The 14,538-nt window shown below is 33.5% G+C and carries 11 protein-coding genes, 1 pseudogene and 1 riboswitch; of the genes and pseudogenes, 5 read left to right on the forward strand and 7 right to left on the reverse strand.

From position 1 onward, the window contains the following. Positions 1-92: 92 nt before the first annotated feature. Positions 93-1,514 (forward strand): SLC13 family permease, encoded by a 1,422-nt coding sequence (locus tag D9V42_RS02085; RefSeq protein ID WP_122062827.1) that lies wholly within the window; start codon positions 93-95, stop codon positions 1,512-1,514. A 136-nt stretch (positions 1,515-1,650) separates the two neighbouring features. Beyond that, entirely contained in the window at positions 1,651-1,857 is a 207-nt protein-coding gene (locus tag D9V42_RS02090) for a hypothetical protein (protein ID WP_122062828.1), read from the forward strand. Positions 1,858-1,992: 135 nt separating this feature from the next. Here D9V42_RS02090 and D9V42_RS02095 read toward each other — a convergent pair whose 3' ends face one another. From D9V42_RS02095 to D9V42_RS02105, 3 genes are all read right to left on the reverse strand, one after another. Beyond that, complete coding sequence (locus D9V42_RS02095) at positions 1,993-2,862, reverse strand: SDR family oxidoreductase (RefSeq protein ID WP_122062830.1); 870 nt, start codon at positions 2,860-2,862, stop codon at positions 1,993-1,995. 315 nt (positions 2,863-3,177) lie between these two features. Beyond that, positions 3,178-5,073 carry an FtsX-like permease family protein gene (locus tag D9V42_RS02100; RefSeq protein WP_122062832.1) on the reverse strand — a complete coding sequence of 632 codons (1,896 nt, stop codon included), beginning with the start codon at positions 5,071-5,073 and terminating at the stop codon, positions 3,178-3,180. Beyond that, on the reverse strand, positions 5,063-5,824 hold the full coding sequence (locus D9V42_RS02105; RefSeq protein WP_107529658.1) for an ABC transporter ATP-binding protein: 762 nt from the start codon (positions 5,822-5,824) through the stop codon (positions 5,063-5,065). Before D9V42_RS02105 ends, D9V42_RS02100 begins: the two co-directional genes overlap by 11 nt. A gap of 240 nt (positions 5,825-6,064) precedes the next feature. Here D9V42_RS02105 and D9V42_RS15395 point away from each other — a divergent pair. The 3 genes and pseudogenes from D9V42_RS15395 to copZ all read left to right on the forward strand — a co-directional run. Continuing rightward, positions 6,065-6,250, forward strand: a pseudogene (locus D9V42_RS15395) (SulP family inorganic anion transporter); the annotation flags it as partial. 365 nt (positions 6,251-6,615) lie between these two features. Beyond that, a complete protein-coding gene (locus D9V42_RS02115) occupies positions 6,616-9,000 on the forward strand; it encodes a heavy metal translocating P-type ATPase (RefSeq protein ID WP_107529657.1) in 2,385 nt (794 codons plus the stop codon). A gap of 54 nt (positions 9,001-9,054) precedes the next feature. Then, the gene (gene copZ, locus D9V42_RS02120) at positions 9,055-9,261 is read left to right on the forward strand and encodes a copper chaperone CopZ (RefSeq protein WP_107529656.1); all 207 of its coding nucleotides are present in this window, start codon (positions 9,055-9,057) and stop codon (positions 9,259-9,261) included. A gap of 288 nt (positions 9,262-9,549) precedes the next feature. Here copZ and D9V42_RS02125 read toward each other — a convergent pair whose 3' ends face one another. The 4 genes from D9V42_RS02125 to D9V42_RS02140 form a co-directional block, all read right to left on the reverse strand. Then, the gene (locus D9V42_RS02125) at positions 9,550-10,548 is read right to left on the reverse strand and encodes a D-lactate dehydrogenase (RefSeq protein ID WP_107529655.1); all 999 of its coding nucleotides are present in this window, start codon (positions 10,546-10,548) and stop codon (positions 9,550-9,552) included. 27 nt (positions 10,549-10,575) lie between these two features. Continuing rightward, positions 10,576-11,733, reverse strand: a complete 1,158-nt coding sequence (locus D9V42_RS02130) for an aminotransferase class I/II-fold pyridoxal phosphate-dependent enzyme (protein ID WP_122062834.1) — start codon at positions 11,731-11,733, stop codon at positions 10,576-10,578. Between the two features lie 59 nt (positions 11,734-11,792). Beyond that, positions 11,793-11,902, reverse strand: a riboswitch (SAM riboswitch). A gap of 208 nt (positions 11,903-12,110) precedes the next feature. Beyond that, a complete protein-coding gene (locus tag D9V42_RS02135; RefSeq protein ID WP_107529653.1) occupies positions 12,111-12,857 on the reverse strand; it encodes an aggregation-promoting factor C-terminal-like domain-containing protein in 747 nt (248 codons plus the stop codon). A gap of 525 nt (positions 12,858-13,382) precedes the next feature. Continuing rightward, the gene (locus D9V42_RS02140) at positions 13,383-14,426 is read right to left on the reverse strand and encodes a PTS sugar transporter subunit IIC (protein WP_107554562.1); all 1,044 of its coding nucleotides are present in this window, start codon (positions 14,424-14,426) and stop codon (positions 13,383-13,385) included. Between the last annotated feature and the right edge of the window lie 112 nt (positions 14,427-14,538).

Raw genomic sequence — 14,538 nt, forward strand, 5'->3', positions numbered from 1 at the left:
TATTTTTATAATTTTCTGAAAAATTAATTGTCTATATGTTAGGTTATTGATATTCTTACAGTTATAGTGCCATAAACAAGGGGGAAATAATTATGAAACAAAAAATCGGTTTAATTTTGGGACCTTTGCTTTTTCTTATTTTTTACTTTATTCCTGGAATCACAGGATTAGATGATTCACCTAGAGCTGTACTTGCAGTAACACTATTTGTGGCAACATGGTGGATTACTGAAGCTATTCCTATACCAGCAACATCCTTAATTCCACTCATTTTACTTCCATTAACAGGAGGCACTGATGAAGTTATCGCATCAAGCGCTTATGCTGATCCTATCGTATTTATGTATATGGGTGGATTTATTATTGCTTTAGCCATTGAAAAATGGAACTTACACAAGCGTATTGCAATGACCATTATTTCAATGGTGGGAACAAGTAGTAACCGTATCATTCTAGGTACTATGATTGCGACTGCCTTTATCTCTATGTGGATTTCAAATGCAGCTACGGCACTCATGATGTTACCTATTGCTTTAGCACTCATCAAAGAAATTAAAGATGCACAGTTTCTTAAGCCTGAGTCTGCTAGTAAATTTAGTAAAGCACTCCTCCTAACTGTAGCCTATTCGGCATCTATAGGTGGGCTAGCAACACTTATCGGTTCAGTACCAAATGCTGTTTTTGCGGCAATTGCGTCTTCTAGCCTTGATAGAAAAGTTTCCTTTGCTCAGTGGATGATTTTTGCCGTACCACTTACTGTTATATTATTAGCAATTCTTTATTTCTTACTAACAAAATGGTTATTTAAAATTGAAGATGCGGATCATATATCATCAGATTTTGCGAAGAAAGCATTACATGATTTAGGACCTATGTCCAAGGAAGAGAAACTCACGGGAATTGTTTTTCTATTTGTCAGTCTTTTATGGATATTTGGCGGATTACTCCCAGGTTCATTACATATAACAGATACTAATATTGCCATGTTTGGCGCAGTATTACTGTTTCTCATTCCCGCAAAATCTAAAAAAGGGGGACTACTTATATGGGACGATATGACCAAACTCCCTTGGGGTATACTACTCTTATTCGGAGGGGGGTTATCTTTAGCTGCAGCCTTTGAAGATTCAGGACTTACAAAATGGTTTGGTAGCATGATGGGAATTGTAAAACCTTTACCATTAATATTAATCGTACTTGTATTAACAACAGCGATTCTATTTTTAACAGAGGTTATGTCAAACACAGCTGTTTCTAATATGTTGATGCCAATTAGTATTGGCTTTGCAGGAGCGATTAGCCAAGATCCGTTTATTATTATGGGTATCGTTGCAATTTCATCTACATGTGCATTTATGCTGCCGATTTCAACACCACCTAATGCAGCTGTATTTAGCTCTGATGAAATAGAGATGAAAGACATGGTACAAGCTGGTTTTATTTTAAATATTTTCGCTATCATTGTAATTTCACTCTTTGCTTATTTCTGGTTACCTATCGCATTCGGATTATAAAAAATTAATTAAACACAATCATTTAATATACAACATACAACTTAGGTATGATACACTTTCTATACTATGGACGCATGTTTTACTAGAAAAAACACTGTAAAATAATGTTATAAACTTATAGAAGGAGTCAATAATTATGAAATTCTTATTTAAAGGAGCGATAGCAATTGTCTTAATACTCGGTATAGTGAAAACATTCGAGGAATACGATGTTGTTTCAGAAGCGACAAACTACTATAACCAAGTTAAAAGTGGTGAAATTGTACAAACGATTGAAAACCTTAATTTCGACGGCTTAAAAAATTTAGATTTCAATGATCTGAAACCCTCAGATTTCTTCTAACGTTTATACACTTTCTTCTAGATAAATTAACCTACAACTGACATAAATTGTTTATACTAAAATTTCCAAGACAACCTTCAAACATAAAAGTAACGAGACAGCCTTTTGGCTGTCTCGTTACTTTTTAATTTTATATTATGATGTTATATAATCTCCGCCATTCACATGTATAACTTGACCAGTAATGTAAGAACTGTCTGCATATGATGCTAAGAAAACGTATGAAGGCGCAAGTTCTGCTGGTTGTCCTCTTCTTCCCATTGGTGTATCTCCACCTTGATTCTCAACTTTATCTTCCGAAAAAGTAGCTGGAATTAGTGGTGTATAAATAGGTCCTGGTGCAACAGCATTTACTCGAACTCCTTGATCAATTAAAGATGACGCTAATGAACGTGTAAAGGCAACGATTGCACCTTTTGTAGCAGAATAATCAATCAGATGGGCTGACCCTCTATAAGCAGTTACACTAGTAGTATTGATAATTGCATCTCCATCTGTCAAATGTGGTGCTGCAGCTTGCGATAAAAACATCATGCCAAATATATTTGTTTCAAACGTTTCTTTAATCTGTTCTGGCGAAACATCTTTAAAGTTATCCTGAGGGAATTGTACCCCTCCATTATTTACTAATATATTTAATCCTCCAAAATCTTTAACGACTTTTTCAATTAAATTTTTTGACGCGTCGACACTTTTTAAGTCATGCGCATATGCTTTTGCATTAACACCTAATGAAGTTAATTGCTCTACTACCGCTTCAGCATCTTCGTGCTCATCGTAATAACCTATCGCCACATCTGCGCCTTCTTTGGCATACAATACCGCAACAGACCGGCCAATCCCTGAATCGCCCCCAGTAACTAATGCAATTTTACCTTGGAGTTTACCACCACTTTTGTAATCTTCCATTTCAGTAAGTGGTTGTGGATTCATATCTTTTTGTATGCCTGGCTGTCTATCTTGTGTATATCCTTTAATTTCCTTATGGAATTCAGTTAAATTCATATGCTACATACCTCCATTTTATCCTTTTACTGCCAAATACCACTTTAAATAGTAATCAAACATGTTCGATCAACATTCAATAGCAAACAACTTAATAACACCACAAAAAAAGCCTCTGAGAAATAAACAAATTCCTCAAAGGCTTATATGATAGAAACAACGTTCAATGAATTAAGCAAACCCCTTTGCTCATCACTTATATATACTTTGTACTAAATAATACTTTTTCTCGATTTAACTAACATAGACAAATTCACTTTTATCTATAACTGGTAATTTTCTATCTTATTTTTAATTTCTCCTATGACTATCCCTTTAAATTGAATGTTTTACAATTCTACTTGAATGTACAAATGCCATAATGGCAAATATACAATACACAACAGAATAAGTACCCATAACAATATAAACTGGTAACATACTATTACCACCCATAAGTAATATAAATGCTTTTGCTGCAAAATAAGCATGCAACAAGGATACAACAAGAGGTAAGCCAAAGTTAAATGTCACTTTTAAAGCTAGACCTTTTAACATATCGTGATGAGTATAGCCAATTTTTCGTAAAATAACAAAATTAGGAATTTCATCTTCTGTTTCATCCATCTGTTTAATATAGATGATACAACCTGCTGCGACTAAAAAGGCTAATCCTAAAAATGATGTAACAAATAATAAAATACCTACAGAATCATCCATCGATTGACGTATCATTTTTTGCGATTCCGTATTTGGAGACACTGATTTAGCAATTTGGTTTGCTTCTTTCCAATCACTTTGTTTTTTCAAATTATAACCAAATTGTTGACGTGTTTCTGTAGAATTTTGTTTTAAATAATTATATTTATCATCACTCACTAATAACACTGGACCCCCAAAACTTATTTCACTCATAAAGTTAACATCTTTTTCTGATCCAATAACTTTAAACGTTTGTTGGGAATGATTTTCTAACACAATCTCACCTTTTTCATTGTGTTGAACAATTCCTCCAGAAGCTATCATATTGACTACTTTCGCACGGTTACCAGTCACTTGATTATCATTGAAACTTTTGTTACTCGTAATTAACATTGAATCACGTTTATACATATTTGGATTTCCAGTCTCTTTAAAAAATGTATCTTTCGACATTTTCACTTCAGAAACTTCTTTATACTTTTTATCAAAATCAATATGCGCTTCTTTCATTTTACTTTCAAATGAATCGGCTTGTTTATTATCAATAAAATTAAAATCTTGAGGTGATGTCATGGCAACATTATCCTCAATAGTTGATTTACTTATTGCACCAAAACAAAGAACCGTCACCGTTACTGCAGATATAGTTGCAATTATTGTTAACGACAAAGCGTTTTTCTTCATTCTATGCATGATTGAAGATGTAAAGACAACATCAGTGATCGATACTTTGCCATGTTTCGCATTTTTTATCATTTTAAAAATAACAGATACGGAACTTCTAAAGAATAAATAAGCACCCACTACTGTTAAAAACAATATAATAAAAGGTGTAAACATCATGCCATTTGAGAATTTTCCAAACATTTCTGTAGACATATAATAGCCAAATACAATCATCACAATACCTAAGATACCTGAACAAATCTCGACTATTGAGATAGTATTCTTAGAGACTTCTGATTTTGTACTATCATTCATCATTGATAAAATACTACGTCTATGCAAGAAAATATAACTTTGTATAATAATTAGCACCATGGATATGAATATTAGTAAACCAGTTTGAAATACTGCAGCAAATTGGAAAGTTAAAGCTACACTTGTACTAATATGCAAAACTTTTAACACAACCATGAGTAATAACTTAGACCCAAACACGCCTACTATGACACCAATGATACCAGTTACTAAAAACATAGCAATCTGTTCAATTATAAGCATACGTAATATATTAGACTTAGTTAGACCAATCAATTGGAATAAAGCAAATTCACGTGTACGTCTCTTTATAAACAATTGATTTGCATACATTAGAAATACAATGATGATAAAAAATAAGAAATATGACCCAACGTCTGAGCCCTTTCTTATAATTGCCATTGAATTTTCATTATTAATACTGTCTGTATATTTTAAAGTTATAAAACTAAAATATAATACGATACTTACAATTAATGAAAAAATATACATCGCATAGTGACGTAAGTTCTGTTTTAAATTCTTAAGTACAATTTGATTAAAACTCATGTGCGACACCGCCTAATGCCGTCTGCATATGGATAATATTTTTATAAAAGGCTTGATTTGAATCATCACCTTGGTACACTTCAGAGTGAATGTTACCATCTTTTAACATGATGACTCTATTTGAATAACTTGCTGCAACAGGATCATGTGTAACCATAACGATTGTTGCTTCTAAATTTTTATTTAAGTCTTCTAAGCGATTCAACAAATCTTGTGCACTTTTAGAATCTAATGCCCCTGTTGGTTCATCTGCAAATATAATAGCTGGTTTATGAACGGAAGCACGCGCTGCTGCAGTACGTTGTTGTTGTCCACCAGATATTTCATTAGGGTATTTCTGGCCTAAATCTTGAATTCCTAAAGCCTTAGTGACTTCACTGTAATTTTGTTCTTTCTCTGTTTTAGACATTTTTTGAATGGAAAGTGGTAACATAATATTTTCTTTAACTGTAAGTGTATTTAACACACTATAATTTTGAAAAATAAAGCCCACTTCTTTTTTTCTGAAATCAGCTAATGCTTTATTACTCATTTTATTTATTTTATTACCATTGATTTCGACCGTACCACTCGTAATATAATCAATAGAACTTAAGACGTTTAGCAATGTTGTTTTACCTGATCCTGATGGTCCCATTATCGTAACAAACTCGCCTTTTTCTATAGAAAAATCAAGGCCTTTAAGCACTTCTTGTTGTCTATGTCTGTTGCCATAGCTTTTAGTAAGCCCTTCTACTTTTAGTATAGACATGCCCTTCACTCCTTAAATAATTTATACCTTTAGTTTAACTAAGACGCAGTCTATTTTCGTTCGTTTCATCTAACAACCTCATCCTATAAAATGACAAACTTGTCACACCTTTTGAAAATCATGACTTATTTATGTTTTAGTTTTTAGGTTTTCGTATTATAAATACTTTTATAGCTTAGATTAATAGCTTTCTCCATATGATATAATAGTCTAGTTCATTTTTAAATAAGGAGTAAGACAGATAAAACCATCTATTTAAACTTTAAAGAAGCACATTTATGGGATGATTCGGCAGTTAATGCTATAGACACACTAATTGAAAATTATCATAAAAAGAACAACAAAATTTATGTCCAACATCTAAATAAAGATAGTCGTAAAATTGTTAACGAATTAAGTAAAATAAACCAGCAGCATCTATTATAAAATCACATGAGCTCGCACAGTTTAACAAATAATGAATCAATTTTGCTGTCTTATTTATTAAATTTCAACAAAACTAAGGCTATAGTCTAAATAAAATGCAGTATCCTTATATTTAATATGTTTATCATGGATTCGACCTTACAAACATAATGTATAAATCTAAAATACCACCATCAATAAATTATTATCGGAATACTTTGAGGGACTGGGAATACAAAGTCAATTTGCAAATTTTGATTTTGTATCCCTAGTCCCTCTTTTTAAAACAATAACATTGACAACTATACCTACTAGGGGTATATTTATGGTGTGAAAGGTTCTAATGTTATAGCTATTTATTTACAAACTGAAAGGAGGCTACTTTAATGGGTGAACAGAAAAAAACTACTTTCAATATCACAGGCATGACATGCGCAGCTTGCGCCAACCGCATAGAGAAAAATTTAAATAAAATGGATGAAGTTGAAGCAAATGTTAACGTAACAACTGAAAAAGCGACAATAAGTTATAATCCTAGCTCAACTTCTACTACTGATCTTTACAATACAATAGAAAAAACAGGATATGGCGTATTAAATGAAAAAATTGACTTAGACGTTACAGGCATGACATGTGCAGCATGTTCTAACCGTATTGAAAAGGTATTGAACCGTACTGATGGTGTAGAAGAAGCTAACGTTAACCTTACAACTGAAAATGCTACGATTGTCTATAACCCTAATGCAACTTCAGTTGATACTTTAATCCAAAAAATTCAAAAATTAGGTTATGATGCACAACCCAAAAAAGAGGCTGATGAGAAACAATCACACAAAGCCATAGAGTTAAAACGTAAACTTACCAAACTAATTGTTTCGACTATATTGGCTTTACCATTACTATTAACTATGTTTGTACATCTCTTTAATATGCATTTGCCACCTATTTTAATGAATCCATGGTTTCAGTTTATCTTAGCAACTCCGATACAATTCATCATTGGTTGGCAATTTTATGTTGGAGCATATAAAAATCTTCGCAATGGTTCAGCAAATATGGATGTACTAGTAGCGTTAGGAACGAGCGCAGCCTATTTTTATAGCTTATATGAGATGATTAAATGGCTAAATGATACAAATATTACACCTCATTTATATTTCGAAACCAGTGCTGTACTCATTACACTGATTTTATTTGGTAAATATTTGGAAGCACGTGCAAAATCACAAACAACAAATGCCTTAAGCGAATTACTCAACTTGCAAGCTAAAGAAGCACGTGTACTACGTAACAATGAGGAACATATGATACCTTTGAGTGAAGTCGTAGAAGGTGATTATTTAATTATTAAACCTGGAGAGAAAATACCTGTAGATGGTACAATTCTCAAAGGAAAAACTTCTGTAGATGAATCTATGTTAACCGGTGAATCTATACCTGTTGAAAAAGCACAAAACGATTATGTTATTGGTTCAACAATGAATCAAAATGGTATGCTCACAATTGAAGCAACAAAAGTAGGTAAAGACACTGCGCTCTCATCTATTATTAAAGTGGTTGAAGAAGCTCAAGGTTCTAAAGCACCTATCCAGAGACTTGCTGATATTATATCTGGTTATTTTGTGCCTATTGTAGTTGGTATCGCGATTCTAACATTTATTATATGGCTTACTTTAGTACGCCAAGGTCAATTTGAACCTGCCTTAGTAGCAGCAATTGCCGTAATGGTTATTGCTTGTCCTTGTGCACTTGGGTTAGCCACTCCTACTTCTATTATGGTAGGCACTGGAAAAGCTGCCGAAAACGGTATTTTATTTAAAGGTGGCGAACATATTGAACGTGCGCATCAAATCGATACCGTAGTCTTAGACAAAACGGGAACAATCACACACGGAACACCTGTAGTCACAGATTTTGATGGCGATAATGAAGCATTACAATTATTAGCTAGCGCTGAAAAAGCTTCTGAACACCCACTCGCAGAAGCTATCGTAAATTATGCAAAAACAGAACAAGTTCATTTATTAGAAGTTGATGACTTCGAAGCGGTACCTGGACGCGGCATCAAAGCTATGATTGATGGAAAATCTTTATTAGTGGGTAACCGTAAATTCTTAGCAGATCATCAAGTATCCCTTAATAGTTCTGAGCTACAATTGTCTCAATTTGAACAATCAGGTAAAACAGCTATGTTAATAGCGATTGATCAAAAATTACGTGGTACAATCGCAGTAGCCGATACTGTTAAAGATTCTACTAATAAAGCAATCCAACAGTTACATGATTTAAATATCGAAGTTGTCATGTTGACTGGAGACAACCAACGTACAGCGGAAGCCATTGCTTCACAAGTTGGTATAGATTCAGTCATTGCACAAGTGTTACCAGAAGAAAAAGCGGCTAAAATAAAATCATTACAAGCTAATAATAAAACCGTAGCCATGGTTGGGGATGGCGTAAATGACGCACCAGCCTTAGTCCAAGCAGATATTGGTATTGCTATTGGTACAGGTACAGAAGTTGCCATAGAAGCTTCTGATATTACCATTCTTGGTGGCGATTTGTTACTCGTACCTAAAGCAATCACAGCTAGTAAATCGACTATCCGTAATATACGTCAAAACTTATTTTGGGCATTTGGTTACAACGTTGCTGGCATTCCTATTGCTGCACTAGGGTTACTTGCACCATGGATTGCTGGTGCTGCAATGGCTTTAAGTTCTGTAAGTGTTGTCACTAATGCACTTAGATTAAAACGCATGAAATTATAATTAAAATTTGAGATGATTCATATGAATATTATTATTTTTAAGGAGGTGATTAATATGGCAACTGAAACAATTAAAGTAGAAGGTATGAGTTGTGAGCACTGCAAACATGCAGTAGAAAGTGCATTAACAAATTTAGATGGTGTATCAACAGCTAATGTTAATCTTGAAGAAGGTAATGTTAAAGTTGATTTTGATGATAACAAAGTCACAACACCAAACATGCACGAAGCAATAGAAGATCAAGGTTATGACGTAAAATAATATATTAAAAACACGTCAAATATAAGTATCATCGATAACACGACTGAATAAGATTTATTAGCCATATTCTCAAAATAAAATGGCTAGCACATATATAATGTCTCGGTTTCCACTCAGTGTGATAGCAGTTGCTGACTCGATTGAAAAAGCTTGTCTAAAAGCTTTTTCAACTCTTGTCATCACTGCCAGGGGTAGGACAATGAAATTCTTTTTGAAAAAATTAGGTTTCTGTCCTGCCCCTTTTTTATTTAATATTTTACATTTTAAATATACATCATTGCTTCTTTATTAATTCACACGTAGTTTAGTGTCACCAGTCTCAATAACATCAATTGTCGCATCTAAAGCATCGACAATGAGGTTTTCAACGGCAGCATCTGTATAAAAAGCAATATGAGGTGAAACAATAACATCTTGTCGTTCGATTAATTGCTTTAATACTTCATCCTTTAATTCAGAATGTCGTTGATCACTTGGAAACAATCCCTTTTCCCCTTCATATGTATCAAGTGCTGCTCCTTTTAAAACACCATTATCCAGTGCGTGTATTAGCGCACTCGTTTTTACAATGGCACCTCTTGCACAATTGATAAATACTGATCCTGGTTTAAATTCATTAAACAGTGCATCATCAAATAAATAATCACTATCCTTACTTGCAGGGATATGAACTGTAACAATATCCGCTTCTTGCACAGCTTCATTTATGCTATTAGCATACGTTAAAAATGACTTATAGCTTTCATTAGGGGCAATATCATAAGCAATAACTTCAGCTCCAAAGCCTTGTGCAAATATCTTAGCAACAATTGAACCGATACGACCAGTCCCTATAACAGCAACTTTCAAGTCTTTAATAGAGCGTGATAAGATAGCTGGTTGCCATCTAAAATCATATGAAGCTGTTTTTTGTTGAATATCATTATAGTTTCTGACCAAATTAAGTGCTTGTGACACCGTATATTCAGCAATAGAATGCGGTGAATAAGATGGCACATTAGAAATAATCAAATCATATTTTTGAGCTAAATCAAAATCATATATGTCAAAACCAGCACTTCGTTGCGCAATTTGCTTAATTCCAAATTCATGTAACTTGCGGTATACATCTTCACCAAAAGGAATTTGCTGTGATATCGAAACACCATCAAAACCTTTTGTACGATCGACGGTTTCTGACGAAAGTAATGCTTCATCTAAATCGACAGTCACATTATGCTTTGTTGACCATGCTTTAATATAAGGTATATCTTCTTCTCTTACTCCAAAAATTTTAATACTTGTCATAAGTTAATCACTCCGATCATATTGATTCTATTCATAAAGGTGCTTAAGCGATTGTATCCTTTCTGCAGCTTCTAGTAACGATGCATCATCTAAAGCTAAAGAAATACGTACATAATGTTTGCCATGTTCTCCAAATGGTATACCTGGCGCAACAAGAATTGATTGTTCTTGTAATAAATAATCAACAAAACTTTCTCCATCAAAGTTTTTAGGTGTCCGTAACCATAAGAAAATACCACCTTTCATTGGCTCAAAAGGTATATTTGCTTGTTGTAATTTAGCTTCAAACTCATCTCTACGACGTTTAAATGTTAAATTTTGTTCGTCTAGAAAATCATCATAGTTATTCAAAGCGTATGTTGCTGCGTCTTGCAATGCACCAAACATACCTGCGTGCGTATGTGATTGATATTTCTTTAATGCTTGTATGATGTCTTTGTTTCCAACAGCAAAGCCAACTCGAAATCCTGACATATTATAGCCTTTTGATAATGAAAATATTTCTATTGCTAAGTCTTTTGCTCCTTCTGCTTGCAATATACTAGGATTTTTAGCATCAAAGCCAAAGGCACTATATGCAAAATCATGAACAATCTTTGTTTTTGTTCCTTTAAAACGCTCAACCGCTTCCTCAAATATTGATTTTGTAGCAACTGAACCTGTCGGGTTATTTGGATAAGTCAAATAAACTAAACGTGTATTGAGTAATGTTTTTTTGCTTATTTTGTCCCACTGAGGCAAATAATAAGGCGGCTCTAAAACGAGCGGTTGTGGTTGTGCATCAGCAAGTAACACCCCCGCTTTATAATCCGTATATCCTGGATCTGGTAGTAACACATTTTCTCCTGGATTAACGATACATGCAGGTAAACCAACAAGACCATTTTTAGTGCCATATAAAATACATACTTCATCTTCTTTATCTAATGCAACTTGAAATTGTCTCTGATAAAAATCTACTATTGCTTGCTTAAATGAGTCTTTACCATGGAAAGCAACATACTTTTGATTATCAGGCTGACGCAGCGCATCAGCAAAACAGTCAATAATTCCTTTGGGCGTTTCACCATCAGGAATACCTACAGCCATATTAATTAAAGGTAAAGGACCATGTTCTACTTTCTGTCCCATTGTTTTTGCAAAATAACTATCTGGTATTTGTGCCAATCTATCTGAAATTGCCATAAAAGTCCTCCTATTAAAAAAACTATATGCCGACCTGTGTGGCATATAGTTACACATGTCACCTATCTTTCAAGCATTCATGCTTGTTGGAAGTAGCACAGTACTTTTATATCAAAGTCTGTTGCTGAAGCTTCATAAGGCCAAATCCCTCAGCTTCTCTGGATAAGTTTATTTTAAATTACTATTAATTTTATCAGAATATTCACGCTTGTCAATCTACTCTCGAAACAAAAATGTGACATCAAAATCTCATAGAATAATAAGATCTCGATGTCACTCACATTAAAACATCAAATAAAATAATAAAACCCGGAACATAAACGTCCCGGGTTGTTCAATCTAAGATAACTAAATATTTCTATTTAGTTATTTAGATCCTACCACCATCCATTAGAAGCACGGAAAGCCATAGCTGCTTCCATTGAACCGTAACGGCTTTCACCGTAATTAATCATACCTTTAGTTTGACTAGCTACTGAACCAGTTCCCCATGATTCTTTAGTTTGACCTAAACCTCTGTAACCAGCTGGGTTAACAGCATTTGGGTTACCACTTGATTCAGGCATTACAATTGAATTCCACATAGCTTCTGTCCCACCTGCAGCTATGAATTGAGCTTTAACTGATCCACCAGTTGATGCAGCTGATGTTTGAGCAGCTTTGTAAGTTTTAGTTGCAGTACTTGTTTGAGCAGTTTGAACACTTGTGTTTGAAGAAGCTTTAGGCGCTTCAACTGCTGCTACTGGTGTATTGCTTGATTGTTTTTGAGCACTTACTTCACTAGCTGAAGTTTCGTTAGTATTTGTAGTTGCTTGAGTAGTTACATCTTGTACTGTGTTAGAAGTTGCACTTTGAGCACCTGTAGCTGTGTAATTCCATGACCAAGATTGACCATTTGAAGTGAATGTATATTCATTTCCACCTAAAACGAAGTTATAGTTATACGCGCCAGCGTGTAATGGTTTTTGGTTTAATTTTTCAGGATTGTTTTGAGCTAAATCAGCTAAATGCGCTTTGTCGATATTTTCTTCTGAAGCGTGAGCTTGATTGTGGTCTGCTGTTGTTGCATATCCTGTTACACCTAATGCTACTGCTAATGATGATGCTAAAACTGTTTTCTTCATAATTAAAAAATCCTCCAATTAAAATCTTTTTAAGTAAAATTATATTTTCGTTAAATTATTTATCGTATGTGCTGAAATCGATTAATTTTTATGTTTTATTTTTTCGCCACAAATAATATAACACATATTTCGCCTATTTATATTACACTTACATAACAAAACGTTACAAAAGAAAAGATACTTTGTAACATTGAAATACTACTGTTTTGTTTTGTAATGCATAATTCTTTCATTGTTTTCAAAATATATTGTGCATAGTACTGTTATATTAATCTTTATACGTTTATCATCGAACACGCTCACATAGTCTGAATTATTACAGCAAATCTTTTTGTTACACAACTGTAAAATAATAAATGAACAAAAAAATTATATTTTGGAGTAAAACTTGCAATTTTTTTTGTCTAAAATCAAAAAAGACCACTGTTTTGTGGCCTTTTAATATACTTTATTATTTTATTCAACATTCAAAACATTACATTATATTACAAAAACAACTATACATTTTAAACATTATATATCATTTTACGCTAAGAATTTGAAAATTTCTCTATCATATAATTTCAATGTTTTCATATAAAATGTATTGATCAAATACCCCATTACAAATGGAACTACAAAAAACGCAATAAATACATATATTAAGTTTAGTAATATTGAATGTTCCATAAATCTAAACGCACTTATTGGCCCAACAAGCCCAATAATTCCAAAACCTGCTGATTCTTTTGTTCCACCAATTCCTATGAGTGCACCAACAAAACCAGTGATTAGTGCATTTGAGAAAATTGGTAGTAAAATAATAGGATGTCTTACCATATTAGGTATCATCATTTTCACACCCCCTAAAAAGATTGTCAGAGGTACACCTGCTCTATTTACTTTTAACGTGCCTGCAACTAATGCACCTTCACATGCCACAATTCCAAGTGAAGCAGAACCAGCCGCTAAACCGCTAATACCTATAGCTAAAGCAGTTGCTACAGTTGATATAGGTGAAATAATTATAAAACTAAATACTAATGCAATAAGCATAGACATCAATACTGGTTGCAATTCTGTAAATGTATTAACTAAATTACCAATACCAGTTGTAATCATTTGGACATATGGTAATATAAGTACGCCAATAAAGCTGGCTATCACACCGACAATGGTTGGCAGAATAATTAACGTTAAACTACCAAATCTTTCTCCAACGACTAATATTAAAAACACAGCAATTGCTGCAGTGATCATTGTGTTAATAAGATCTCCAACACCTACAAGCATCCAAGCACCATCTTTAAATTGCGCTGCGCCGCTCCCTACAAAAGCAGAACTCGCCACAACGGCCGTTGCTAAAGGCGATAAACTGAATCTCATTGCTATAAGTGCACCAACTAATAATGGTACAGTAAATTGAATACTTTCTACTACTTGTAATAATGTTTGAAAAATCTGGTACTTGGGAGCGAAAAGTTTGAATAGTTCTCCTAAAATAGCATTAGGTATTAACCCTGCTACTATGGCAATCGCTACACCAGATAGTACATTATATAAAAATTGTTTTGGACTTACTTTAATCATAGAAGTTCCCCCTAAGCTGAAATAAATACTAATATATCACATTTTCTTAATTTTCAGAATATTGTTCCTGTATTTTTCTTAAATATTTTTTTATCAAATTAACACCTAAAAT

Source organism: Staphylococcus pseudoxylosus (genome assembly GCF_003697915.1).
In the GTDB taxonomy this organism is placed as follows: Bacteria; Bacillota; Bacilli; order Staphylococcales; family Staphylococcaceae; genus Staphylococcus; species Staphylococcus pseudoxylosus.

What these genes read in the sequence shown, in the direction of transcription:
- D9V42_RS02085 (WP_122062827.1), top strand. Translation starts at nt 93, where the DNA reads ATGAAACAAAAAATCGGTTTAATTTTGGGACCTTTGCTTTTTCTTATT.
- D9V42_RS02090 (WP_122062828.1), top strand. Translation starts at nt 1,651, where the DNA reads ATGAAATTCTTATTTAAAGGAGCGATAGCAATTGTCTTAATACTCGGT.
- D9V42_RS02095 (WP_122062830.1), bottom strand. Translation starts at nt 2,862, where the DNA reads ATGAATTTAACTGAATTCCATAAGGAAATTAAAGGATATACACAAGAT.
- D9V42_RS02100 (WP_122062832.1), bottom strand. Translation starts at nt 5,073, where the DNA reads ATGAGTTTTAATCAAATTGTACTTAAGAATTTAAAACAGAACTTACGT.
- D9V42_RS02105 (WP_107529658.1), bottom strand. Translation starts at nt 5,824, where the DNA reads ATGTCTATACTAAAAGTAGAAGGGCTTACTAAAAGCTATGGCAACAGA.
- D9V42_RS02115 (WP_107529657.1), top strand. Translation starts at nt 6,616, where the DNA reads ATGGGTGAACAGAAAAAAACTACTTTCAATATCACAGGCATGACATGC.
- copZ (WP_107529656.1), top strand. Translation starts at nt 9,055, where the DNA reads ATGGCAACTGAAACAATTAAAGTAGAAGGTATGAGTTGTGAGCACTGC.
- D9V42_RS02125 (WP_107529655.1), bottom strand. Translation starts at nt 10,548, where the DNA reads ATGACAAGTATTAAAATTTTTGGAGTAAGAGAAGAAGATATACCTTAT.
- D9V42_RS02130 (WP_122062834.1), bottom strand. Translation starts at nt 11,733, where the DNA reads ATGGCAATTTCAGATAGATTGGCACAAATACCAGATAGTTATTTTGCA.
- D9V42_RS02135 (WP_107529653.1), bottom strand. Translation starts at nt 12,857, where the DNA reads ATGAAGAAAACAGTTTTAGCATCATCATTAGCAGTAGCATTAGGTGTA.
- D9V42_RS02140 (WP_107554562.1), bottom strand. Translation starts at nt 14,426, where the DNA reads ATGATTAAAGTAAGTCCAAAACAATTTTTATATAATGTACTATCTGGT.